Consider the following 24338-nt stretch of genomic DNA (forward strand, 5'->3'; position numbering starts at 1 on the left):
TCCGAGGAGGAACATGCAAGACCATGGCCTGTTGACGATCATCCTGCTTTTGGCTACCGGAGTGCTGCTGGTTGGCTTTCTGCGCCACCTGCGTCTGCCGGCAGTCTTTGCATATCTTTTGACAGGTGTCATTCTGGGTCCGCACGCCCTGGCCGTAGTGCCCGATCTTGCCAGCACCCGACAGCTTGCCGCCTTCGGGGTGGTTTTTCTGATGTTTACCATCGGCTTGGAATTCAGTCTAGCGCAGTTCCTGAGTATGCGCCGTCTGGTATTTGGCATGGGACTGGCGCAGGTCGTTCTGACCAGTCTGGTCTTTGTCGGCATCGCGTTGCTCATCCCGCTTTCCTGGAAGACGGGGGTAATCCTCGGTGGAATTTTGGCCATGTCGTCCACTGCCATGGTGGTGCGGGCGCTAGCCGAAAAAATGGAAATACAGACCCGGCATGGACGTATCGCCGTAAGTGTGCTGCTGTTCCAGGATCTCGCCGTAGTCCCGTTACTGATTCTGATCCCCGCGCTTGCCGGTTCGACCGACGATCTGGCAGATGACCTCGCCATGGCCGGACTGAAGGCGGTGCTGGTACTGTTGGTCCTGCTGGTGGTCGGGCGGCCGGTGATGCGACCCTGGTTTCAGCTCGTGGCCAATCGAAAGTCGACAGAGCTGTTCATGCTCAACGTGTTACTGGTGACCCTCGGGCTCGCGTGGATTACCGAACAGGCGGGGCTATCGCTGGCACTGGGTGCTTTTGTAGCGGGGATGCTGATTTCCGAGACGGCTTACCGCTACCAGGTGGAAGCGGATATCGCGCCTTTTCGCGATATTTTGCTGGGTCTTTTTTTCGTTACCATTGGCATGCTCGTGGATTTGCCGGCGTGGTGGGCGAATCTGGGCTGGGTCATCGTCGTGCTGGCCATGATTCTACTGCTCAAGGGCGCGCTGGTCTGGGGGCTCGCACGTCTTTTCGGTTATGAGTCGGGCGTGGCGTTGCGCTCAGCCATTGTACTGGCTCAGGCGGGTGAGTTTGGTTTCGTGTTGCTGGCGTTAGCCAACCAGTACCAATTGTTACCTGCCCATGTGCTGCAACCGGTTCTCGGCGGCATGCTCCTGTCCATGATGCTCGCACCTGTTCTGGTGGAGCGTAATGGATGGTTGACCCGTCAAATGGTGGGCAGCTATCGCCACCATCGTGATCAGCAACTGGCGGATATCCGTTCGGCAAATTTGCAGGCTCATGTTGTGCTCTGCGGCTATGGGCGGGTAGGACAGAGTGTGGGGCGGGTTCTGGAAGAAGAGGGTATCCCCTTTGTGGCGCTCGATCTGGACCCGGTACGGGTGCGCCAGGCGCAGTCGGCGGGCGAGTCCATTTTTTATGGCGACGCCAGTCGTCGCGATGTGTTGCAGGCGGCAGGCATTTTTTCTGCACGGGCTGTAGTCATTACGTATGCGAACGTTACCTCTAGCCAGAGGGTCCTGTCCATTATCAAGGAACTACGCCCGGACTTGCCAGTCGTCGTGCGGGCCCACGACGACAGCCAGTTGGAGAGACTGGAGGCCGCCGGCGCTGATGAGGTCGTGCCGGAAGTAACCGAAGGCGCTCTGATGCTGGCCTCACAGGCCTTGTTGCTGATCGGTTTCCCAATCAGCACGGTGCTGCGTCGAGTGCGACGTTTCCGGCAAGAGCGTTATCAGTTCTTCCGGGGAGCGTTCTGGGGGAGTTCCGAACCCGGTGAAGACCAGGGTTCGGCGCGGCTGGCTTCCATTGCGCTAGGTGAAACCGCTTTTGCCCTCCATCTCAGCCTGCGCGAGCTGAACCTCACCAGTTTTGGAGTGGTCGTAGTGGCCGTACGACGCCACGGAATCCGCGGACGTGAACCGTCTCCCGATACGGTGCTGCAACCTGGGGACGTGCTGGTGTTATTTGGGACGCCTGCGGCACTTACCCAAGCTGAACTCTACGTGCTGGAAGGCAATATAGTACAGGAAGCAGCGGCGGTGTAAGGTTTTGGGCACGGTGGAGTGGCAACAATGTGTGTGCGGTGCTATGTTTGCGAACGCCTGTTCAACCGTATAAACCACTTCACCAGGTACTTTTTATGCCGACATCTATAGACTCTGCCTTATCCGAAACACGATCCTTCCCTGTTCCCGCCCATTTTGCCGATCAGGCCAATATGGATGCCGAAACCTTCGCTCGCCTAACCCGGCAAGCGACAGAAAACCCCGAGAGTTTTTGGGGGGATCTAGCGCGTCAACATCTGGACTGGGATGTCCCGTTTCAGCGTGTGCTGGAAGTGGATCAGGCACCCTTCTATCGCTGGTTCGGCGATGGTCAACTCAATGTAGCGTACAACTGCGTGGATCGGCACTTGCAGGGTGCCACACGCCATAAAGCAGCATTGATATGGGAGGGCGAGGATGGCAGTGTGCGGACCGTGACCTACGCACAACTGCATCGGGAAATCAGCCTTTTTGCCAATGCGCTCAAACATCAGGGGGTGCAAAAGGGGGATCGGGTCGCGATCTACATGCCCATGGTGCCGGAAGCGATCGTCGCCATGCTTGCCTGCGCGCGGATTGGGGCAATCCATACCGTGGTATTTGGCGGATTCTCGGCGGAGGCCCTCAAGGACCGTCTGGAGGACACGGATGCCAAGGTGCTGATCACCGCCGATGGAGCCTGGCGTGCAGGAAAGGTGGTGCCACTCAAACGCCATGCGGATCAGGCTCTGCTGCGCGAGCATGAACATTCCGTACGGCACGTCATTGTCCTGCGCCGTACCGGGGCGGATATCGACATGCAGGAGGGCCGCGATATCTGGTGGGAGGATGCTGTCGCCGACGTGAGTGCCGACTGCCCTGCCCTGCCCATACAGGCTGAGGATACGCTCTTCATTCTTTACACCTCGGGTAGTACTGGCAAACCCAAGGGCGTATTCCACAGCAGTGCAGGCTATCTGCTCTGGGCTATGCTCACCACTCGCTGGGTATTCGATATCAAGCCGGAAGATGTGTATTGGTGCACCGCCGACATCGGCTGGATCACCGGCCACAGCTACGTCGTCTACGGTCCGCTGGCCAACGGTGCCACCGTCTTCCTTTACGAAGGGGCGCCCATGCATCCGCAACCGGATCGGTTCTGGAAAATGATCGCACGGCATGGCGTGAGTATTCTCTATACCGCCCCTACGGCGGTACGTGCCTTCATGAAAATGGGCGATGAATGGCCGCAGCGCCATGACCTCTCCAGTCTGCGGCTTCTGGGTTCGGTGGGTGAACCCATGAATCCGGAGGCCTGGATGTGGTATTACAAACATATTGGCGGTGAGCGCTGCCCGGTAGCCGATACTTGGTGGCAAACGGAAACCGGGGGGCACATGATCGCGCCGTTGCCTGGCGTGACAGCCAATAAACCAGGTTCTTGCGCCCTACCCCTCCCCGGCATCAGCGCGCGCATTGTGAATGACCATGGTGCTCCCATCACCGCCCCCAATGCCGGTGGCTATCTGGTCATTGATCGGCCGTGGCCAGGCATGCTGCGCGGCGTCTGGGGTAATCCGGAGCGCTATGTGGAGAGTTACTGGGCCAGGTTTGATAATCGCTACTACATTGCCGGAGATAGTGCGCGCCGCGACGCGGATGGTTATTTCTGGGTGATGGGGCGTATCGATGACGTGCTCAATGTTTCCGGGCACCGTCTGGGTACGGCGGAGGTGGAATCCGCATTGGTGGCGCACCCTGCGGTCTCGGAAGCAGCGATCGTTGGAATTCCGCACGAAATCAAAGGAGAGGCTATTTGTGCTTTTGTTGTACTGAAACATCAGCATCAGGGTGACGATCGTGATGAACTGGGTGCGGCGCTACGCGCGCAGGTGACCGAACTGATCGGTGCGATCGCCCGACCCGACGATATCCGTTTCACCGACGCTCTGCCCAAAACCCGTTCCGGCAAAATCATGCGCCGCCTGTTGCGCTCCATTGCCCGTGGTGAAGAGGTCACCCAAGACATGAGCACGCTGGAAGACGAGGACACCTTGCAGAACCTGGGTACCGTAAAGCGATAATAAGCACTTCTGCGCACTGCGTGCGCTGTGTCATTAGGGTGCCATCTTGCTCCGGCAGAGCCCACCTTGCGTATCCTGGTAACCACAGGGAAGTCTGGCGCGCCGGCTGACGTATCCCTGTGGCGCAGAACCTGTCACAGTTCTACGCCGGTATCATCGGCCACACCACCACTATTTCGCGGCACACGCTCAGTGTACCCGTTGCCCGACAAAGGTAAAACTCTCTCCTTCAAGAACTACTTCAATAATCTCACCGGGTCCGAAGTCACCTCGCAGGAGTTTCTGGGCAAGGGGATTTTCGATCTCCCGCTGAATCACCCTTTTCAGGGGGCGGGCGCCATAGACGGGGTCATAGCCGACCTCGGCCAGACGATCCAGTGCGCCATCACTAAGTATCAGATCCATATCCCGCTCGCGCAGGCGTGACCGCAGGAAGCCCATCTGAATCTCGGTAATCTCACGGAGCTGCACTGCGGTGAGAGGATGGAAGATGACCAGATCATCAATGCGGTTGAGGAACTCCGGGCGGAAGTGGTCCTGCACCACGTCCTGTACTGCCACGCGCATACCGTCATAGTCCCCTTTGCGACTGAATTCCTGAATTCGGTCGGAGCCGAGGTTGGAAGTCATGACGATGACGGTATTGCGGAAATCTACCGTGCGCCCCTGGCCATCGGTGAGCCGACCGTCATCCAGTACCTGCAGAAGGATATTGAAAACTTCCGGGTGGGCCTTCTCCACCTCGTCCAGCAATACGACCGAGTATGGTTTGCGCCGCACCGCTTCAGTGAGATAGCCGCCTTCTTCATAACCCACATATCCCGGAGGCGCGCCAATGAGCCGTGCTACCGAATGCTTCTCCATGAATTCGCTCATGTCGATGCGCACTAGATGGTCTTCACTGTCGAAGAGGAATTCGGCTAGGGCCTTGGTCAACTCTGTTTTACCGACGCCCGTGGGGCCGAGGAAGAGAAAAGAGCCGTTGGGGCGCTTGGGGTCAGACAGCCCTGCCCGGGAGCGACGAATGGCGTTGGATACCGCGGCCACCGCCTCGCTCTGGCCCACTACCCGCGCCTGCAGACGCTCCTCCATCTTGAGGAGTTTTTCTTTTTCGCCCTCCAACATTTTGGAGACAGGAATGCCGGTCCAGCGGGCCACCACTTCGGCGATTTCCTCCTCACCCACCTCGGTACGCAACAAGGTAGGTTTAGCGCCTGAACCTGCTGATTGCGCACGAGTTTCCGCAGCATGGAGCTGAGCTTCCAATGCCGGAATAGAGCTGTATTGCAGTTCCGCCATACGCTCCAAGTCGTTGGCACGACGCGCCGTATCGAGCTCGACGCGCTTTCGGTCCAGTTCTTTCTGAATCAGAGAAGTGCCTTCGATAGCCAGCTTTTCGCCTTTCCAAATTTCTTCCAGCTCCTGATATTTGCGATCTGACTCGTTGATTTGGGCCTGCAGGATATCCAGGCGCTTACGGCTGGCTTCATCCTTCTCCTTCTCCAGTGCCACGCGCTCGATGTTCAACTGAATGATGCGGCGCTCTAGTTCATCCAGTTCCTGAGGTTTGGAATCGATTTCCATCTTAATGCGGGAGGCTGCTTCGTCCATCAAATCTATGGCTTTGTCAGGCAGATTACGGTCGGTGATATAGCGGTGTGAAAGCTGTACTGCAGCGACCAGTGCCGGATCGGTAATGCGTACCCCGTGATGAGCTTCATAGCGTTCTTTCAGGCCGCGCAAAATAGCGATGGCGTCTTCCACACTGGGTTCATCCACCAGCACCCGCTGAAAACGTCGTTCCAGCGCCGCATCTTTTTCAATATATTTACGATATTCATCCAGTGTGGTGGCACCGATGCAATGTAACTCGCCGCGCGCCAGCGCCGGCTTGAGCATATTGCCTGCGTCCATGGAGCCCTCGGCTTTGCCAGCTCCCACCAATGTATGAATTTCATCAATAAAAAGAATGATTTTACCCTCACTCTTCTCCAGATCGTTCAATAAAGACTTCAGACGTTCCTCGAACTCACCGCGAAACTTGGCACCCGCAATCAGTGCCCCCAAGTCCAAACCCAGAAGGCGCTTATCGCGCAAAGATTCCGGCACTTCGCCATTAATCAGGCGCAGCGCCAAGCCTTCGACAATAGCGGTTTTGCCCACACCTGGTTCACCGATCAACACCGGATTATTTTTGCTGCGCCGCAGCAATACCTGAATGGTCCGACGGATTTCATCGTCACGTCCGATCACCGGGTCCAGCTTGCCTTGACTGGCCCGCTCGGTGTAGTCGATGGTATATTTCTCCAGCGCCTGCCGTTGCTCTTCGGCATTGGCATCATTGATTTTTTCCCCGCCGTGCAGATCGTGGACAGCCTGTTCCAGATCCTTGGTGGTGGCGCCCGCCTCTTTCAGGAGGCGCCCGGCCTCACCCTTTTCGTCCATCAAGGCCAGCAGGAAGTGTTCGGTGGAAATATACGTGTCACCGCGCTTCTGGCCTATCTTGTCGGCCAGATTGAGCATGTTGGTGAGATCGCGGCCTACCTGCACCTCGCCTGGGTTCCCTTGCACTTTCGGCATGGACTCCAGCGCGCGATTCAACTGATTACGCAGGGCATCGACCCGCACGCCGGCTTTTGACAGGAGCGGCCGAGCGATACCTCCTTCCTGATCAAGAAAAGCAGCAAGCAAGTGGACGGGCTCCATCTGCTGATGATCCTGCGCCAACGCAAGACTCTGGGCATCCTGAAAAGCCTGTTGGAATTTGGTAGTTAGTTTATCGGTACGCATGGAGTGGCTCCCGTGGGTTGTGTTGCTCAGGAAATGGGATTAATCGGCCTCTTTTTCAAGAGTGGGTGCCGGCCGTAATGCCTGGATCAGGAATACTCCCCCAAAGAGCGCCAGCGCCGACGCTGCGGCAAAGGTATTCTGCCCGCCCCAGTGAGCCCAGGTCCAGCCCGCCCCCAGGGCTCCCAGCCCTCCGCCCAATCCGTAAACGACGCTGGCATAGAGCGCCATACCCCGGGCGCGCAAAGCGCCGGGGAAGCGCCCCGATACCCAGTGTACCGCCGCCAGATGGAAGGCTGCATAGCTGGCCGCATGGAGGCTTTGCACGAGTATGATCCACACCAACCCCGGCCACCAGGCGATCACGCCCCAGCGCAGAGCGGTCAGCACGAAGGCGCCAGTGAAAACCAGTGGTACGCCGAGGCGCCGGACAAGACGATCGCCCCACCAGAAAAAGGCCACCTCGCAGAGTACGGCAAAACCCCACAGCATCCCGATTGCGGCACTGCCCAGGCCATGCTGTTCCGCATAGATAGAATAAAAGGCGTAATAGGCCCCGTGACTGGCCTGTTCCAGTAGACCCGCCAGCAGGAAAAACCAGAGACTGATATGGCGTAGTGTGCTGCTGAGGCGGGGGCGCGGCGCATTGGCGTCTGGCAGCGTACCATAGGGCAGATAACGGCTCGCTCCCCATGCCGCCACCAGAAAAATGGCGATACCCGGCAAAAACGCGGTCATTCCCCAGTGGGCAAGCAGCCCGCCCATGCCCAGTGACAAGGCGATAAACCCAAGGGAACCCCAGAGTCGAATACGCCCATAGGCGGTACCGCAGCGTTGCGCCCAGTCCATGGTGGTAGCATCCACCAGGGGTAGCGTTGCTGCCCAGAAGAAGGAAAAAGTCAGCGTGATCAGCAGCAAGGCCGAAAAGTTACCGTGGGCCAACCCCAGGGCAAGGAAGCCCGCTGCGGTAATCAGCGCCGCGTAGGGGACGATCCGCCGGCTTCCCCAGAAATGCGCCAGCCAGCCCCAGAGGTTGGGCGCCAGCACCTTACTGAACTGCACGGCCGCGGTGAGAATTCCGATCGCCAGAGGGCCCTGGCCCTGGGCATGCAGCCATGGACCCCAGTAGGGCATAAACGCCCCCAGCGCGCAAAAATACAGGAAATAGAAGGCGGCAAGCCAGCCCCCTTCCCGGTCTGCCTGCATACCTTAGGTAGGGATGGGGGGCAGTGGCGTCTGCACGTCGGCGTTCTGGGCGCGGTGGCGCATCCAATGGTCCATAATCACCAGCGCCAGCATGGCTTCGACGATGGGGACGGCACGAATGCCGACACAGGGATCATGGCGACCGGTGGTGATCACCTCGGCCGGGCGACCATGTACATCAATACTTTGTCGCGGGATACGAATACTGGAGGTCGGCTTGATGGCCACGGACAGCGTAAGATCCTGCCCGGAAGAAATACCGCCGAGAACACCACCGGCATGATTGCTCTGGAACCCCGTGGCGGCCATGGCATCTCCATGATAGCTGCCCCGCTGCTCTACCACTGCGAAACCGTCACCCACGGCTATCGCCTTGACCGCGTTGATGCTCATCATCGCCTTGGCGACATCCGCTTCCAGGCGATCAAATACCGGTTCACCGAGCCCAACCGGCATGCCGGAAACCCGCGCATCCACTCGCGCGCCAATAGAATCCCCCTCTTTACGCAGGGCATCCAGAAAGTCGGCCATCCGGATCGCAGCCCTGGCATCTGGACAAAAGAAATCATTGTGGGAGATTTCCGCCGCATCAAAGTCCTCGGCGTGGATAGGGCCCATCTGCGCCATCCACGCCTGGATGTTCACGCCAAGACGCTCGCGCAGAAACTTGCGGGCGATGGCCCCGGCGGCGACCCGCATCGCCGTTTCCCGCGCCGAGGAGCGCCCTCCCCCTCTATAGTCGCGCAAGCCGTATTTCTGCAAGTAGGTATAATCCGCATGACCAGGACGAAACAGCTCCTTGATTTTGCTATAATCCTGCGAGCGTTGGTCCGTGTTGCGAATCAGCAGTCCAATGGGCGTGCCGGTGGTCAGGCCCGCAAAGACACCGGAGAGAATCTCGACCTGATCCGCTTCCTGACGCTGGGTGGTATGGCGCGACTGACCGGGACGACGGCGATCCAGTTCGGTTTGAATATCGGCTGCGCTGAGCGTCATGCCCGGTGGGCAGCCATCGACGATGCAACCGATAGCCGGGCCGTGACTCTCGCCAAAGGTGCTGACTCGGAAACACTCGCCGATGCTGCTTCCGGCCATGAGCTATTTTTCCATTTCAATCATGGCATAAGCAGAATGATTGTGAATCGACTCGAAGTTTTCGGAAGAAACCGAAAACCACTGCACGCGCGAGTCTTCCTGCAGCCGCAGCGCGACATCTCGCACCATATCTTCCACAAATTTGGGGTGGTCATACGCATATTCCGTAACATATTTTTCATCGGGACGTTTCAGCAGGCCGTAAAGCTCGCAGGAGGCCTCCGCCTCGATCAGGTCAATGATATCCCTGATCCAGACGGTTTCACAGGTACGCACATGGACCCAAACATGGGCCCGCTGGTTGTGGGCGCCATATTCCGAGATACTTTTGGAGCAGGGGCAAAGACTGGTAACCGGCACCATGACTCCTATGGTCAGACGATAACCTGCCGGAGTAATTTCTCCCGCTAGTTTCACCTCATAGTCCAGCATGCTCCTGACCCCGGAGACGGGGGCGGTCTTTTCGATAAAGAACGGAAAGTGCATCTCCAGCCGCGCCGAATCCGCCTCCAGACGTTGCCGCATCTCCTCGACCACAGCGCCGAAGCCTTCGACACTAAAGGAGCCTTCCTGGGCATTGAGGATCTCGATGAAGCGAGACATGTGGGTACCCTTTAGATGGGCAGGCAGGCTCACATACATGTTGCATCGGGCGATCGTAGGCTGCGTGATTCCGTCACGATCCTGGATCTGCATAGGATGGCGCACGGCGCGGATACCCACCTGCTGGATGGCGATGGCACGTGGGTCGGCACGACCCTGTACGTCTTCCAAGATTTCTACCGCGCAATCTCTCACCGGACCCTCGCTTGGGAATAGTGGATCGAATTAGTCAAATACTACGCCCGGACTGGTGACGGGGCAAGCAATGCCAGCAATTCTCTGCCGGACTTTTCGATTCCTGCGGCACCCAGGCCCAGATCTGCCAACCATTGGCTGGCGTCGCCCTGTTCGATGAAGATGTCGGGTAAACCGAGTAGACGCATAGGTATGACGACGCCCTCGTTGAGCAGGAATTCTGCCACGGCACTACCGGCACCGCCCATACGTGAGCCTTCCTCCACCGTCAAAAATGCGCGATGACTCTGGGCCAGGCTGATCAGCAATTCCGTATCCAGCGGCTTGACGAAGCGCATGTTGACGACGGTGGCGCCGAGGGTTTCGCCCGCCGCCATGGCCGCTGCTGCCCGGGTACCGAAGGCGAGAATCGCCAGATCCTTGCCTTTCCGAAGGATCTCGGCCTTGCCGATAGGGATCTGCCGGGATAAATCTCTGTCCAGGGCTACGCCCAGTCCGTTACCGCGCGGATATCGCACCAGGGCAGGGCCCTGCCAGGCAAAGCCTGTATTGAGCATGTCGCGCATTTCCTGCTCATCTTTTGGTGCCATGATGACCAGATTCGGTATGCAACGGGCATACGCGATGTCGAAGGCGCCCTGATGGGTGGCGCCGTCGGCCCCCACCAGTCCGGCACGGTCGATGGCAAAAAGTACCGGCAGATTCTGGATGGCGACATCATGCAGGAGCTGGTCATAGGCCCGCTGCAAAAAGGTGGAGTAGATGGCGACCACCGGATGTATCCCATCACAGGCCAGCCCTGCCGCAAAAGTCACCGCATGCTGCTCGGCGATACCCACATCAAAATAACGCTCGGGAAACAGTTGCTCAAAGCGCACCAGTCCGGAGCCCTCCCGCATGGCCGGTGTAATGGCGACCAGGTGTTTTTCCGCCGCGCCTTTTTCGCAGAGCCAGTCCCCAAACACCTGGGTGTAGCTGGGTGCACCGGCGGATTTCTTCGCCATCCTGCCATCACTGCGGTTAAAGGGCGTTACTCCGTGATAGCCGCAGGGATCCTGCTCGGCAGGACCATAGCCCTTGCCCTTTTTAGTGATCACATGAAGCAAACGTGGTCCTCTGATTTTTTTCAGGTTCTCGAGAGTCGGGATCAACGCATCCAGATCGTGGCCATCAATGGGACCAAAATAATGAAATCCCATTTCCTCGAACAGCACCCCCGGCGTCACCAACCCCTTCACGCCCTCTTCCGCCTTTTTGGCCAGTTCTCGCAATGGCGGTACGAAGCTCAACGCCTGTCCCGCCCCCTCGCGTACGGTGTTATAGAGGCGCCCGGAAAGAATGCCCGTCAGGTATCGGGATACCGCACCAACATTGGGTGAAATAGACATTTCGTTGTCATTGAGAACAACCAGCAGGTCGGCATCCAAAACCCCGCCGTTATTCAGCGCTTCATAGGCGAGACCTGCCGTCATGGCACCATCACCAATGACCGCCACCACCTGCCGTGATTTATGCTCCAGCCTGGCCGCCACCGCCATCCCCAGACCAGCGCTGATGGAGGTACTGGAGTGTCCGGCGCCGAAGCTGTCATAGGGGCTCTCATCTCGTTTGAGGAAGCCGGAAAGACCATCCCTGATGCGCAACTGCGGAAAACGTGCGCTACGCCCGGTGAGAATTTTGTGGGGGTATGCCTGGTGTCCGACGTCCCAGATCAGACGATCGTCCGGCGTATTGAATACGGCGTGCAGCGCCACGGTCAGCTCCACAGCTCCGAGACAGGAAGAGAGATGCCCACCCGTCTGGCTGACCGTTTCCAAGAGGAAGTGACGCACCGCCTTGGCCACGTTCTTCTGCTCACCGCGCGACATCTGGCGCAGTTCGGCAGGCATGGGGAAACCCTTCAACAAATCACTCATTTGCTCCGCTCTATAATGAGGCGCGCCAGGGCGCGAAGATGATCTGCTTCTGCTTGCCAGGATTGCAAGGCATCCAAAGCCTCGTCGAGCAGGCGTTGGGCATAGCTCCGCGCCTCTGCAAGGCCAAGCAGGGTGATGAAACTGGGTTTATTGCGGCTGCGGTCCGCGCCCTGCTGCGCTTTCCCGGTCTGTTGCAGATCCCCGATTTCGTCAAGGATATCGTCCTGCACCTGAAAGGCGAGCCCGACACGATCGGCGTAACGCAGCAGCGCGGCACCCCGAGCCTCCTGCGCATCAATGCCTGCCGCACAGAGCGCCAACTGGATGGCGCAGCGCATGAGCATGCCCGTTTTGTGCAGGTGCATTTGCTCCAACGCCGGCAAGGCCAATTCACGCCCCACCGCGGCAAGATCAATGGCCTGTCCTCCCACCATACCCCGCGAACCAGCGGCCTGCGCGAGGGTTGCCAGCATCTGCACCTGCCGTTCCGCCGCCATGCCCCAACCTGGTTCCGCGAGCACCAGAAAGGCCTGCGCCTGCAAACCGTCGCCGACAAGAATGGCCGTGGCCTCGTCATAGGCGCGATGACAGGTGGGCAGGCCGCGACGCAGATCATCATTGTCCATGGCGGGGAGATCATCATGCACTAGCGAATAGGCATGGATCATTTCCAATGCCGCTGCAGGGCGGTCCAGACGCTCCAGCGGCACCCCCAAGCAGGCCCCTGCTGCGTATACCAGCAGAGGACGGACGCGCTTGCCGCCACCCAGCGTGCTGTAACGCATGGCGTCATGCAGCCGCGCCGGCAGGAGATGCGCCGGGGGCAGCAGTGTTTCCAGAACGTCCTCAATGCGTCGTACCGAGCGTGACCGGAACTGCGCAAAAGTTTCGTTGTTCACCGCAACATCCAGGGTCATCCGTCTTCTTCCTGAGTAAGCGGAGCAGGAACCGCGTCCTCTCCGAGCAATGTTTCCACGATCTGCCGCGCGTTCTGCAACTGCGCCTCGGCACGCCTGGACAATTCGATGCCGCGCTGGAAAAGGGCGACAGAGTCTTCCAGACCCAACTGCCCCCCTTCCAGGCGGCGAACGGTCTCTTCCAAGGCATCCAGGGTGCTTGCGAAGTCGGCGGGGGCTTCCACGGGGGACGATTCGTCGTTCATATGCTTTTCCATGTTCGCCAATTAAACACTAGGCCCAGTCCTCTGGGCAAGGGAAAAAACGAAGATTCAGACTGGACGGTACGTTCGTCAACCCCTAAAATCCTGCCGCACATCATCTTTAAGGCTTTCGCCATGTCTCTGCAAAAGATTGGGAATGTCCCCAACACGGCCACCAACGTCACCCGCTTTGAGGTTTTGGGCGCTATCAGCGCGTCACATTTTCTCAATGATAGCATCCAGTCGCTGATGCTGGCGGTGTACCCGCTGTTTAAAAGCCATTTCGACCTGAGTTTTGGGCAGATCGGGTTGATTACGCTCGCCTATCAGGTGACCGCATCCATCATTCAACCGTTGGTCGGGCGTTTCACCGATGGCCACCCCATGCCCTATTCATTGCCCTTCGGCATGCTGTTTACCTTTGGTGGGCTACTGTTGCTATCCGTGGCCCCGAATTATGAGGTGCTCTTGTTGGCAGCAGCGTTAGTGGGCCTGGGTTCTTCGGTATTCCACCCAGAGTCGTCGCGGGTGGCGCGGATGGCCTCTGGCGGACGCCACGGACTGGCGCAATCCATCTTTCAGGTGGGTGGAAATGTGGGCGCAGCGGCGGGTCCGTTGCTGGCCGCCTTTGTCGTCATGCCCAACGGTCAGCACAGCCTGTCATGGTTCTCACTGGCGGCGTTGCTAGCCATCGTGATTCTTTCTTTCGTGGGGCGCTGGTATCAGCACCAGCACCATCAGCCCAGAAGGCCAGCGGCAAAGGCCGTGGCGCCCCTGCTACCTGCCAAACTGGTGCGACGCAGCATGATCATACTGGTCGCACTGATGTTCTCCAAGTTTCTGTATCTGACCAGCATCAGCAGTTACCTGATTTTTTACCTGATGCAGCGCTTTCATATCGGAACCCGGGAAGCGCAGATGCACCTCTTCGTGTTCCTGGCGGCAGTGGCAGCGGGGACATTGGCGGGCGGACCGATTGGCGACCGGATCGGCCGCAAGAAGGTGATCTGGGTCTCTCTGCTGGGGATCGCGCCCTTCACCATGGCTCTACCCTATGTGGGCCTGACCCTGAGTGCCATATTGACCATAGTCATCGGTTTTCTGCTGGCTTCGGCCTTTCCGGCCATCGTGGTGTATGCACAGGAATTGGTACCCGGCAAGATCGGAACCGTTTCCGGTCTGTTTTACGGGCTGGCTTTTGGTCTGGGCGGGGTCGGTGCCGCATTGCTGGGGGAACTGGCAGACGTCTGGAGTATTCAGGTGGTATATCAGATATGCGCTTTCCTGCCCTTGCTCGGTATACTGGCCGGATTTTTGCCCCACATTCCCAGCGAGCGGAAGCATTAGGCTTGGGTACGGCGCGCCACCTTTACTCGGGGCTGTCGATGATTCAAGCTTACGCCCAGTGCCCGCCCAGCGGGGGCGGCTTGAATTGCGTGGGGCGGCGTTGCCGCGAGGTTAGGACGATTGGCCATCGCTGAACACAAGTTTTATTTTCTGGTTCCCGAGGAAAAGCCCCACTGGAGCGAGAGCCTGCCGCCCTGGTTGTTGCTTTCCGCTCTGCTTATAGCGCTGGGTATTTTTTTTCTGGTACACGTCCAGAAGCCGAAAATGGTGTCATTGCGCAGTCAAACAACCGTCCACAAGACCTTTGAAATCATGCCCAAACCTATCCGGCCCCAGGCGCCCAGCCCAACCATGCCGCGGGCCCTGGCCCCCAGCAAGCCGTTTGCCACGCCGCATCGGATCGTACCCGCCGCACGTCCGCAGCCTAAACCCAGAGCCGTGCCGCAACCTCGTCGTGCGCCGACACCAGCGCATCGTCTGTCGCAACGGGTGGCGCCGGAGATGACACAGGAGGCCTCCCCCAGTACGCAGATTCAACCCTTGCCTCATATCAGCATTGGCAGATTGGAAGAACAGATGGACCAAGTGGCCCGCGCCGCGACTGCAAGTCCGCCGTTACCCAAGTTTGAAAATCCGAAAGGACCAGTGGCAGATTTTTATATTGCCGGATGGATACAAAAACTGGAGCGAATCGGCGATCTCAATTACCCGGGCGAAATGGTCGGGCAACTCAAGGTAAAGGTCGTGCTGAATCCGCAGGGAGACCTTCAACGCATCATCATGGTGCAGTCATCGGGGAACAAAGCCCTGGATGCGGCGGCGGAACGGATCATCCGCCTCTCCTTCCCGTATACGCCGTTCTCAAAGCAACTCGCAGAGCAAACCCGTAAAATAGAAATTCCGCTGAATATGCATTTCCTGGGGGTGCGGCATGTATCGGCCTGGCATTGATCTCATCGGTGATGACCATGAAGCGCCCGCTCCTGACCAGACACCGATGTGTTGATCAGTGCGTTGTACCCGGCTGAGCGGAGATTTCTTCGCGGACTTTGTCCATATCCAGTGCCCGGGCCTGTTGGATCACTTCTTCCAGCGCGCTGGCCGGGAGTGAGCCCGCCTGAGAGAAAATACCGATCTGCTGGCGGAAGACGGTCAGGGTGGGAATGGAACGGATCTGGAAAGAGTTTGCAAGTTCCTGCTCGGTGTCCGTATTCACCTTGGCGAACACCACATCCGGATGCTTCTCAGCAGCGGCCTCGAAAATGGGCGCGAAGGCGCGGCAGGGTGCACACCAGGGCGCCCAGAAATCAACCAGTACCATGTCGTTTCCAGCCACGACGGCGTCGAAATTATCTTGCGTGAGTTCTACTATGGCCATGAGGAATTCCTTTGATGCGGATGTTTGCGCGGCGATGCGCCCGGTCATTCGGGACCATCCCGAATGACAGTAAAATGTATTATGCTGACCTTAGAACGCGAAGGGCGACAGGGTCAAGAGTCTTCAGTACACCCCCTCAACCATGAGAGCCTGCCATGACCAGCAATGATTCGCAGATCCCCATACTCACCGTCAGCGCACTGAACGCTGCCGCCCGCGAGATCATTGAAGGGAATTTTCCGCTGTTAAGGGTGGAGGGTGAACTGTCCAATTTCAGCAGCCCCGCATCGGGGCACTGGTATTTTTCGCTGAAAGATGCGCGGGCGCAGGTGCGCTGCGCCATGTTCCGGCAGCGCAATACCTATACCCGGATACAGCCCCGCAACGGCATGCAGGTGCAGGTATTGGCGCAGCCCACCCTGTATGAAGGACGGGGCGATTTTCAGTTGATTGTCGAACAATTACTGGATGCCGGGGTGGGCGATTTACAGGCACGTTTTGCCGCCCTCAGGGATAAGCTTGCGGCCGAAGGGCTTTTTGCGCCGGAGATCAAACGGCCCCTCCCCCGCTGGCCGCAGCGGGTCGCCGTGGTCACTTCCGCAAGCGGTGCGGCGCTGCATGACATTCAGGTGACGCTGGCGCGACGCTGGCCAATGCTCGCGGTCATGATTTATCCGGTGCCGGTGCAGGGCGATCAGGCGGCAGCACAGATTTGCACCGCGCTGGCCCGCATTGCCAGTCGGCGGCAGGAGGATGTGGTGATCTTGGCGCGTGGCGGCGGCAGCGCGGAGGATCTGTGGTGTTTTAATGAAGAAAGCGTGGCGCGCGCCATTCGTGCCTGCCCGGTGCCGGTGGTGACGGGTATTGGTCATGAAATTGATTTCACCATTGCTGATTTTGCGGGCGATTTGCGTGCGGCGACTCCCACGGCGGCGGCGGAAGCGGTTAGCCCCGACCGCGCTGAGTGGTTGCCACGGGTGCAGACACAACGGCGACAACTGGAACAGTCCATGCAGCGCACGCTACGGGACGCGACTCAGCGCCTCGACTATTTGCGGCTGCGCCTTCGTCATCCTGGCGAGCGGGTGCGGGATGCTGAGCGCCGTTTGCGTCTGGCGCGTGAGGCCTTGCGGCGGGTCACGCAGCGTCAGCAAGCCGTATGGGGCGGACGACTGCAGGTTCTCCAGGCCCGACGTTTGCGGCAAGACCCGCGCCAGCGCTTGCAAAGTCTGAATGAGATGCTGGAAGCCCGACGCGCCGCCCTGACTCTGGCGATAGATAAGCGATTGGCCAGCGCTGCGGTTCAACAGCAACAGCAGGTAGCGGCCTTACGCCTGCTGGACCCCTTGGCCGTGCTGCAGCGCGGTTTTGCCGTCCTTCGCGACGAATCCGGCAAGGTCATTTTTGGCAGCGCCTCTGTCGCGGTGCATGCACAGGTTACCGCGACCCTGGCACAGGGCGCCCTGCTCTGCGAGGTTCTCGAAAAAAGTGATTAGCGCGGCATGCCATGTGCCTCAACATCACATCGGTTCGGTAAAGCCACAGAAAGTCCTACCCATCATGCGCCTTTGTCAGGATTTCGACGTGCTGCACGAATGCCGGATCAGTTTGCGTCTTTTTCATCGATGGGGTACGTGCGTTAGCACGCATACTCTAAAGTGCAAGAATTTTCCGGGGCGCCAGCGCTTCCATACAAATAGCCGTACCCGCTGTGTATTGCTGGGGACCGCGTCGCTGACGTTCAGCGGGCATTTTCATCGACGCCATCAACCGTTTTCATATGCCCGATAGGCAGGGAGACCAGATTCCCGGAGGCGCCTCCCACAACAAAGGCATGCGGACTGAGCAGCCCATCGGATGGGCCCACCGTGCCGGTTGCGAGTCTTTCGGTATGTATCAGTTTGCCCGTTCGCGCATTCAACACATATAATATTCCCTTGGCATTCACCGTATAGAGGGCTCCATGGTATATATTGGGGTTACTGACATCCGTCCCTGTCCGGAAGGTCCAGAGGATTCTTTCTGTACGCGCATCCAACGCATATAAACGTTTGGTCAAGCGCGGTTCGACATAAATGATACGGTGCCACGCGGTGAGGGGAGGGTCGTAGATTCCGGGGTGCGTCGGATCGTGCCTGCGCATATGGGAAAACAGGGCTGGTAGATGGATGGCGTGGCTCATTTTCCGTAGTGCTGCTATTACCCAGTTCTTCCAATATATTTCACTGCTGATGATACGCCCTTGAATCCATGCGCGCGGCGATAGGTAACGGGTATAGATGCTTTTTCGATGGATCAGACGCCCGGTCGCTGCGTCTAGGCTCACCACTTCGAAGGTAAAGTGGCGCATCGGGGTGTGCTTCCAGAGATGTACCAGAATGTCCCACAGGTCGTAGGAATCCTTACGCATGAACGCCGTGAACACGGCGTTCCCACACACCACCGGGGATGCTTCCGCAAGATTGACCGTATGCGCGAAATTTCGCGACCACCGAATTTTGTGAGTTCGCCAGTCGATATCGTAAAAATCGTTGTGGCGAGTAAAAAGATTGTCCGTTCCGAAATACAGATTCGAACCCACTCTGGCGGGAGAAGACATCGCCGACCATCCACCGATGCGTGTCTGCCAAAGCAGCTTCCCTGTGCGGGCGTCCAGGGCGACGAAACGCCCGCCCCCGGTAGGAGTTAGAACTTCATGGTGGACATAGTCAGGCGTCGGCATATCCTGACAGTGCGTGGCGTATTCCCAGACCGGCTTGCCGGTAGCCGCCTGGAGTGCCACGATGGCATGGGGAAATCGGGAACGGCAGGAATAGCCCGCGTTGACCGCAAACATACGCTTCCCCCCAAGCCCTACTATCACGTCATGGTCCGCCATGATCGCTTGCGTCATGGTCATGTTGCCCAACGAGGTTCGCCATATAATGGCGCCTGTCCGTGCATCGATGCGCAGCACCTGCCCCTCTTGGCGGCGTCCCGCCTTCCCCGTCGTTACCAACAGGGTTTCTCCGTCGACTGATGGTGGAGCAATGATGTGCTGACCGATGAAGGTATCGAAGTCACCGATCTTGTTCGGGGTAAACGCCAAATGTCGCGCATTCCCCTCGAACTGAGATATGGTGGTGGAAGCTGCGGATACGGTTACGCTCGCCATCCCCAAAAGAACCCAGGCGAAAGCCGGCAAAATGAGGCTTCCGCCAAACGCGTTTTTTAAAATCAATAACTAACCCATGGTTTTCATGACAGCTTCCGTACGTTGAGCAAACGCCGGGTCTGTCTGCGCCTTTTTCAACAACATTTCATATTTCACTGGCGTGAGATGATTCTGCACCAAAATATGCTTTATTTGCGTTCCGTATTTCACGAGTATCTGATGATGTTGCGCAACGGTCATTTTTTTCGTCGACATCTCCTGATGCACCTTCTTGTCGATCGGACGAATAGCCACAACGGCCGATGCAAAGCGATGCAATTCCTTGTGACCCACGTGAGGACCCTGAGCCGGTTGTGCCGGCATCATTGGCGCGGTGGTGCCTTGGCCGGGTTGAGCCGTGGTGCCGGCAGGCTGTGAAACAGGCCCCACGGACGACCCCATGTCGGCCAAGGCCAAGGTACTGCCGAAGATAAAAACACCTAATCCTAACAACATATTGCGTAACATATGATACATGATTGGCTACTCTCCCTATAACTTTCGGACCTCGCTTAGCGATCCCAAGTGATACAGATATGGACGACAGATCAAACCCCGTTGGAAGCCGGGGCGGCATTCCCATTCAGGAAATGGGAAGTATTAAATGCTTTTTATTTCTCATAATTTTGTTTCTCCTAATCTTTTGATTTGTGAATAACTATTAACCACAGCCAGCTAACAGAAGCAAATATAACCACGTGGTTACATTTCATGCCGACCTTCATATGAAAAGTATCGTAACATATTTTTGTTGTGGCGCCAACCATGTGCGCATCAGGATAAATAGTTGCACTTATGACAATTTGTTGTTGCTCCATTTCCACGTTGTGGCGCAAATCCATAGCACACACCTAATAACTTATAAAATCAATAATGTTACAGATTGGTTTTACATGTTTTTAGCGGAACATAGAATAACAACAATAATCTTTGTTTATCAAGTAGTTATTATAGAATCATAGATCTATACTGAACGATTATATTTTTATTGTGTCGCATGCTGGAGTGGCGGATGCACAACACTTATAATGGTGGCACTATCACTGAGGCATCAAAATAACCGCTTGGTTGACGTGAGCACAGATCTCTGTATTTTATGCCATTAACGGCACTTGGCGGAAACGAATATGGTCCGTACCAGGTGGCAGTATATGTGGTGGTTTATTCCCTATTTTCTGGGCTAGCGGGGAATCAGTTGGCTGAGCCCGACGGCTCCGGGCGGAACGGGCGTGCTCGGATTTATCCCCGGCATGGCGGCGGTGGCCGTTTTAAATCTGCTGATATTTTATGTGGCCATTCTTCAGGCGTGACGGACAGCACCACGAGAGTCTACATGCTTCATTTTAGCAAACGAGGTTCCAGGGCACCGCGAACAGGGCATTTTTCGCAGTTGCCGCGGTGGTGCAGGCCTAGTCTTCTCTCAACGACAGGGCTAGCCGTTGAACAGGGGCCCGGGTATCGACAAGGCCTGCTCTATCGCTTTACTCTTGGCCTTCGTCGCCACTGGCGTGAGTGGTGAATTTTTCTAGCAGGGCGCTGGTGCCCTGAATTCTGAGGAGTGTTCATGGCAAATCCGCAAGTAGTGCTGCACAGCAACAAGGGTGATATCGTCATTGAGCTGGACGTCGACAAGGCGCCCAACACCGTCGAGAATTTTCTGAAGTATGTCGATGAGGGCTTTTTTGACGGTACCATCTTTCATCGCGTGATACCTGGCTTCATGATTCAGGGCGGGGGTTTTACGGCGGACATGCAGCAGAAAGCCGTCCATGCGCCCATCGCCAACGAGGCGGGGAATGGTCTGAAGAATGCGCGCGGCACTCTCGCCATGGCGAGGACCAATGATCCCCACTCCGCCACCGCGCAGTTTTTCATCAATCTGACAGACAATGATTTCCTGAACTTCAAGTCAGCCTCAGGATCGGGCTGGGGCTATGCCGTTTTTGGTACGGTCATCAGCGGGATGGATGTGGTGGACGATATCGCCAAGACCCCGACCGGTAATAAGGGCATGCACCAGGACGTGCCCAAGGAAACCATCTCCATCGACAAGGGTGAGCGTCTGCCTGCGGCCTGAGTCTATGACGGTGCAGGGTGCAAACCTTGGTAATGGCCCCGTGCTGTTTATCTCTGACCTGCATCTGTGTTCCGCACAGCCCGCGCTGACCGCCCTGTTCCGCCAATTTTGTTGGCACGAGGGCCGGGCTGCACGGGCGGTTTTCATTCTGGGCGATCTGTTTGACTACTGGGTGCATCGGGATCAGGCGGCGGAAGCTCCTTATGCGGAAATCCTTGCCCTGCTCCATGGGTTGCATAAGCAGGGGACCGCGGTGTATCTCATGGTCGGTAACCGGGACTTTGCCCTGGAAGCCGACTTTCTGGCGCAGTTCGGGATTATCGCTCTGCCCGACCCGGCGCTGCTGCAACTGGGCGATCAGCGTGTCCTTCTGACCCATGGTGACTTGCTGTGCAGCGACGATCATCGTTACCAGCGCTTTCGCCGGGTGATTCGCCATCCGATGACTCGACTGACGCTGGGGCGCCTGCCTTATGCCTGGCTCCAGCGTATCGCTCGCGGATTGCGTCGCGGCAGCAGCCGGGAAGTGCGGGCCAAGGCACCAGCCATAACCGACGCCAATCCGCAGACCATCGTCGCCGCCCTCCAGGGGGAGGGTGCTTTTGCGCTGGATGGGGCCACTTATGACATTTTGATTCACGGCCATACCCATCGCCCCCTTTGGGAGCAGGGTCCGGAGGGACGGCGCATGGTGTTGGGTGCCTGGGATGCTGATGGCGCACAAATCGGGCGCTGGGAAAACGGCCAATGGTCCTTGCAGCTACTGAGTCCACCGTAATTTCGGCTTTGCGCGACCGGAGGGATCAACATGGACGCCACGGAGCATGATCCGGTGGCATGCGGTCTGAGCAGCGCTGCTGCCTCGGCGTTGCTGCAACAGTACGGGCTCAATCGCTTGCCCACGGCGCATACGCCGCGCTGGTGGCAACAACTGCTGGCGCAGTTTCGTAACACCCTCATCGCGATTCTGCTGGCCGCTGCGCTCATATCGCTGGTGCTCGGGCATCTGGTAGACGGCGCAGTCATCGGCGCGGTGATCCTGATCAACACCATGCTCGGTTTTGTTCAGGAGAACCGCGCGGAGAAAGCCGTGCAGGCACTGCAGTCTTTTCTCGCTCCGCAGGTGTTGGTCTGTCGCGATGGCGACTGGCAACACCTGCCCGCTGAGGCACTGGTGCCTGGCGACTGGGTGCGGGTGGAAAATGGCGCGCGCATCAGCGCGGACATGCGGTTGCGGGAGGCGCATGCCCTGCGGGTGGACGAATCCCTGCTGACGGGGGAGTCCGTCCCGGTGGATAAAACCACTTCTAGCGACGCGGGCGAGTTACTGCTGTGGGCCGGAACGCTGGTGACCGGGGGAGATGGTGTTGGTCAGGTGACCGCCACCGGCAGCGCCACCGAAATAGGCCGTATCCACCAACTCATGGGAACCACCCTGACCATGCGCTCGCCTCTGCTGGAGCGCATCAGCCGTTTGTCCCGGACTCTCGCCTTCACCGTCGTTCTTCTGGCAGCTATCGCGACGGGTATCGCCTGGTGGCGGGGCGAGGCGCTGGAGTTCGCCCTGCTCGCCGCCATCAGTCTGGCGGTAGCCATTATTCCCGAAGGATTACCCGCGGTAATCAGTGTGACCCTGGCGCTGGGCGTGCAGCGTATGGCGCAACGGGGCGCCATCATCCGCCAGTTACCGGCAGTGGAAACCCTGGGCACGGTTACCGTCATTTGCACTGACAAAACGGGCACCCTGACAGAAAATCGTATGACCGTGCAGGATCTGGCCCTCGCCGATGACTCCCCCGCCCTGCTGCAACGTGCCCTGCGGGTCATGATTTTGTGTAACGACGCTCAACTGCGCAACGACAAGAGCGGTATAGGCGATCCTCTGGAGCAAGCTCTGCTCCGCTATGCGGGCACGCATGGTGCGGACGTCGATGTGTTGCGGATGGGATCTCCGCGGGTGGATGCCCGGCCTTTTAGCCACGAGCAGCCCTTCATGGCAACACGCCACAACGACGGCATCGCCATTAAAGGTGCCCCGGAATGGGTCCTGCAGCGTTGTCAGCGGATGGCAACCGCGAACGGGGTGGCGGAAGTCATTCCGGCCTATTGGCACAAAGTCATTGCGGATATGGCGACTGCCGGCATGCGTACCATTGCCCTGGCCAGCGCAGCGGATGGGCAGTGGGAGACTCTGGACGATGGTGGCTGGACCTGGTTGGGCGTTGTCGCGCTGCTGGATCCACCGCGTGCCGCCGTACCGGCCGCCATTGCTGCCTGCCGCAGTGCCGGTATCCGGGTGATCATGGTTACCGGCGATCATCCGCAGACGGCCGCCACTATCGCCCGTCAGGTCGGTATTCTGGAGGATGGTCCGGCGGCGGTGGTCGATCATGCCCAGTGGACCAGCGCGGGCACGGAGGAACGGCAGACTCTGGCCCGCGACGCAGTGGTTTTCGCCAGGGTGCAGCCCGCCGATAAGCTGGAACTGGTGCAGACTCTGCAGGCCAGCGGCGAGGTGGTCGCCATGACCGGTGATGGTGTCAACGATGCACCCGCCTTGCGCCGGGCGCAGATTGGCGTGGCGATGGGGCAATCGGGGAGCGACGTGGCCCGTGAGGCTGCGGCGATGGTGCTGAGTGATGACAACTTTGCCCATATCGCCACCGCCGTAGCGGAGGGGCGCCACATCTATGACAATATCCGGCGCACGACTTTCTTTATGCTGCCGGCCAATTTTGCGGAAGGGCTGGTGATTTTTTTCGCGGTGCTGTCGGGAATGACCCTGCCTGTTACGCCACTGCAAATACTTTGGGTAAACACGATTACCGCCAGTACGCTGACCCTGGCCTTTGCGTTCATGGGGGCGGATCACGGCGTGATGGAGCGCAAACCGCGTCCGGCCTGGGAGGCGCTCATTCCGCGAGCGTTATGGTGGCGCATCGCCGGGTTGAGTACCTTTCTGGTCGTAACCGTCTTTGCGGTGTTTTTTGGCGATGCGACACTGCACAGCGACAGCCATGCGCATACCCTGGCGGTGAATGCCCTGGTAGGCATGGAGGCCGGAATACTGCTGGCCATGTATGGGCGCCGGCGTCATGACTGGGGAGATGTCGTCCTGGTGACTGCGATGTCAGCTGCGCTGGTTGCCCAGGGACTTTTCTCCTGTCTGCCATTTTTTCAGCGGGTATTCGCGACAACGGCCATGGGGGGCGCGGATATGGGGATCATTGCCTTCTGTACGGCGTTGGCGTGGCTGGCTGGCAAGCTTGCGGTGCCGCCGCAGCCAACCTGAGGCGCACCGCCACGCTCGTGTTCATGCC

Annotated in this window: 18 protein-coding genes; 8 read left to right on the plus strand and 10 right to left on the minus strand. The window is 58.2% G+C overall.

What is annotated here, in order from left to right; genetic code table 11:
* Positions 1-13: 13 nt before the first annotated feature.
* Both F6A13_RS08395 and acs read left to right on the plus strand, forming a co-directional pair.
* A complete protein-coding gene (locus F6A13_RS08395; protein ID WP_113525559.1) occupies positions 14-1999 on the plus strand; it encodes a monovalent cation:proton antiporter family protein in 1986 nt (661 codons plus the stop codon).
* A gap of 95 nt (positions 2000-2094) precedes the next feature.
* On the plus strand, positions 2095-4062 hold the full coding sequence (acs, locus tag F6A13_RS08400; RefSeq protein WP_126605611.1) for an acetate--CoA ligase: 1968 nt from the start codon (positions 2095-2097) through the stop codon (positions 4060-4062).
* Positions 4063-4251: 189 nt separating this feature from the next.
* Here acs and clpB read toward each other — a convergent pair whose 3' ends face one another.
* From clpB to xseB, 7 genes are all read right to left on the minus strand, one after another.
* On the minus strand, positions 4252-6852 hold the full coding sequence (clpB, locus tag F6A13_RS08405; protein WP_126605612.1) for an ATP-dependent chaperone ClpB: 2601 nt from the start codon (positions 6850-6852) through the stop codon (positions 4252-4254).
* A gap of 39 nt (positions 6853-6891) precedes the next feature.
* Positions 6892-8055, minus strand: coding sequence for an MFS transporter (locus F6A13_RS08410; RefSeq protein WP_113525556.1), 1164 nt, complete (start codon positions 8053-8055; stop codon positions 6892-6894).
* A gap of 3 nt (positions 8056-8058) precedes the next feature.
* Positions 8059-9150 carry a chorismate synthase gene (gene aroC, locus F6A13_RS08415; RefSeq protein ID WP_126605613.1) on the minus strand — a complete coding sequence of 364 codons (1092 nt, stop codon included), beginning with the start codon at positions 9148-9150 and terminating at the stop codon, positions 8059-8061.
* Between the two features lie 3 nt (positions 9151-9153).
* A complete protein-coding gene (gene folE2, locus F6A13_RS08420) occupies positions 9154-9924 on the minus strand; it encodes a GTP cyclohydrolase FolE2 (RefSeq protein WP_225981770.1) in 771 nt (256 codons plus the stop codon).
* A gap of 65 nt (positions 9925-9989) precedes the next feature.
* Complete coding sequence (dxs, locus tag F6A13_RS08425) at positions 9990-11864, minus strand: 1-deoxy-D-xylulose-5-phosphate synthase (protein WP_126605615.1); 1875 nt, start codon at positions 11862-11864, stop codon at positions 9990-9992.
* A complete protein-coding gene (locus F6A13_RS08430; protein WP_126605616.1) occupies positions 11861-12781 on the minus strand; it encodes a polyprenyl synthetase family protein in 921 nt (306 codons plus the stop codon). Before F6A13_RS08430 ends, dxs begins: the two co-directional genes overlap by 4 nt.
* On the minus strand, positions 12778-13026 hold the full coding sequence (xseB, locus tag F6A13_RS08435) for an exodeoxyribonuclease VII small subunit (RefSeq protein WP_009567229.1): 249 nt from the start codon (positions 13024-13026) through the stop codon (positions 12778-12780). The genes F6A13_RS08430 and xseB overlap by 4 nt, the downstream gene beginning before the upstream one ends.
* A 132-nt stretch (positions 13027-13158) precedes the next feature.
* Between xseB and F6A13_RS08440 the strand changes: the two genes are divergently transcribed.
* Entirely contained in the window at positions 13159-14370 is a 1212-nt protein-coding gene (locus F6A13_RS08440; protein ID WP_126605617.1) for an MFS transporter, read from the plus strand.
* Between the two features lie 120 nt (positions 14371-14490).
* Positions 14491-15321: an energy transducer TonB gene (locus F6A13_RS08445; protein WP_113525550.1), complete on the plus strand. Its 831-nt coding sequence runs from the start codon at positions 14491-14493 to the stop codon at positions 15319-15321.
* 55 nt (positions 15322-15376) lie between these two features.
* Here F6A13_RS08445 and trxA read toward each other — a convergent pair whose 3' ends face one another.
* Complete coding sequence (trxA, locus tag F6A13_RS08450; protein WP_126605618.1) at positions 15377-15748, minus strand: thioredoxin; 372 nt, start codon at positions 15746-15748, stop codon at positions 15377-15379.
* Between the two features lie 155 nt (positions 15749-15903).
* Here trxA and xseA point away from each other — a divergent pair, with 155 nt between their 5' ends.
* On the plus strand, positions 15904-17244 hold the full coding sequence (gene xseA, locus F6A13_RS08455; RefSeq protein WP_113525548.1) for an exodeoxyribonuclease VII large subunit: 1341 nt from the start codon (positions 15904-15906) through the stop codon (positions 17242-17244).
* 245 nt (positions 17245-17489) lie between these two features.
* Here xseA and F6A13_RS08460 read toward each other — a convergent pair whose 3' ends face one another.
* Both F6A13_RS08460 and F6A13_RS08465 read right to left on the minus strand, forming a co-directional pair.
* The gene (locus tag F6A13_RS08460; RefSeq protein WP_113525872.1) at positions 17490-18902 is read right to left on the minus strand and encodes a PQQ-binding-like beta-propeller repeat protein; all 1413 of its coding nucleotides are present in this window, start codon (positions 18900-18902) and stop codon (positions 17490-17492) included.
* A gap of 69 nt (positions 18903-18971) precedes the next feature.
* Positions 18972-19418, minus strand: a complete 447-nt coding sequence (locus F6A13_RS08465; RefSeq protein ID WP_113525547.1) for a DUF4168 domain-containing protein — start codon at positions 19416-19418, stop codon at positions 18972-18974.
* 1087 nt (positions 19419-20505) lie between these two features.
* On the opposite strand from F6A13_RS08465, the gene F6A13_RS08470 reads away from it, so the two are divergent.
* The 3 genes from F6A13_RS08470 to F6A13_RS08480 are packed head-to-tail and all read left to right on the plus strand — an operon-like array spanning position 20506 to position 24310.
* On the plus strand, positions 20506-21018 hold the full coding sequence (locus F6A13_RS08470) for a peptidylprolyl isomerase (protein WP_113525545.1): 513 nt from the start codon (positions 20506-20508) through the stop codon (positions 21016-21018).
* 4 nt (positions 21019-21022) lie between these two features.
* A complete protein-coding gene (locus F6A13_RS08475; RefSeq protein ID WP_126605619.1) occupies positions 21023-21796 on the plus strand; it encodes a UDP-2,3-diacylglucosamine diphosphatase in 774 nt (257 codons plus the stop codon).
* A gap of 30 nt (positions 21797-21826) precedes the next feature.
* On the plus strand, positions 21827-24310 hold the full coding sequence (locus F6A13_RS08480; RefSeq protein WP_126605620.1) for a cation-translocating P-type ATPase: 2484 nt from the start codon (positions 21827-21829) through the stop codon (positions 24308-24310).
* Positions 24311-24338: the final 28 nt, after the last annotated feature.

Origin of the sequence: Acidithiobacillus sp. 'AMD consortium', assembly GCF_008926505.1 — a bacterium.
Classification (GTDB): domain Bacteria; phylum Pseudomonadota; class Gammaproteobacteria; order Acidithiobacillales; family Acidithiobacillaceae; genus Acidithiobacillus; species Acidithiobacillus ferridurans.

What these genes read in the sequence shown, in the direction of transcription:
- xseA (WP_113525548.1), top strand. Translation starts at nt 15,904, where the DNA reads ATGACCAGCAATGATTCGCAGATCCCCATACTCACCGTCAGCGCACTG.
- F6A13_RS08410 (WP_113525556.1), bottom strand. Translation starts at nt 8,055, where the DNA reads ATGCAGGCAGACCGGGAAGGGGGCTGGCTTGCCGCCTTCTATTTCCTG.
- F6A13_RS08395 (WP_113525559.1), top strand. Translation starts at nt 14, where the DNA reads ATGCAAGACCATGGCCTGTTGACGATCATCCTGCTTTTGGCTACCGGA.
- F6A13_RS08465 (WP_113525547.1), bottom strand. Translation starts at nt 19,418, where the DNA reads ATGTATCATATGTTACGCAATATGTTGTTAGGATTAGGTGTTTTTATC.
- F6A13_RS08470 (WP_113525545.1), top strand. Translation starts at nt 20,506, where the DNA reads ATGGCAAATCCGCAAGTAGTGCTGCACAGCAACAAGGGTGATATCGTC.
- clpB (WP_126605612.1), bottom strand. Translation starts at nt 6,852, where the DNA reads ATGCGTACCGATAAACTAACTACCAAATTCCAACAGGCTTTTCAGGAT.
- F6A13_RS08480 (WP_126605620.1), top strand. Translation starts at nt 21,827, where the DNA reads ATGGACGCCACGGAGCATGATCCGGTGGCATGCGGTCTGAGCAGCGCT.
- dxs (WP_126605615.1), bottom strand. Translation starts at nt 11,864, where the DNA reads ATGAGTGATTTGTTGAAGGGTTTCCCCATGCCTGCCGAACTGCGCCAG.
- aroC (WP_126605613.1), bottom strand. Translation starts at nt 9,150, where the DNA reads ATGGCCGGAAGCAGCATCGGCGAGTGTTTCCGAGTCAGCACCTTTGGC.
- trxA (WP_126605618.1), bottom strand. Translation starts at nt 15,748, where the DNA reads ATGGCCATAGTAGAACTCACGCAAGATAATTTCGACGCCGTCGTGGCT.
- acs (WP_126605611.1), top strand. Translation starts at nt 2,095, where the DNA reads ATGCCGACATCTATAGACTCTGCCTTATCCGAAACACGATCCTTCCCT.
- F6A13_RS08475 (WP_126605619.1), top strand. Translation starts at nt 21,023, where the DNA reads ATGACGGTGCAGGGTGCAAACCTTGGTAATGGCCCCGTGCTGTTTATC.
- F6A13_RS08430 (WP_126605616.1), bottom strand. Translation starts at nt 12,781, where the DNA reads ATGACCCTGGATGTTGCGGTGAACAACGAAACTTTTGCGCAGTTCCGG.
- F6A13_RS08460 (WP_113525872.1), bottom strand. Translation starts at nt 18,902, where the DNA reads ATGGCGAGCGTAACCGTATCCGCAGCTTCCACCACCATATCTCAGTTC.
- F6A13_RS08440 (WP_126605617.1), top strand. Translation starts at nt 13,159, where the DNA reads ATGTCTCTGCAAAAGATTGGGAATGTCCCCAACACGGCCACCAACGTC.
- xseB (WP_009567229.1), bottom strand. Translation starts at nt 13,026, where the DNA reads ATGAACGACGAATCGTCCCCCGTGGAAGCCCCCGCCGACTTCGCAAGC.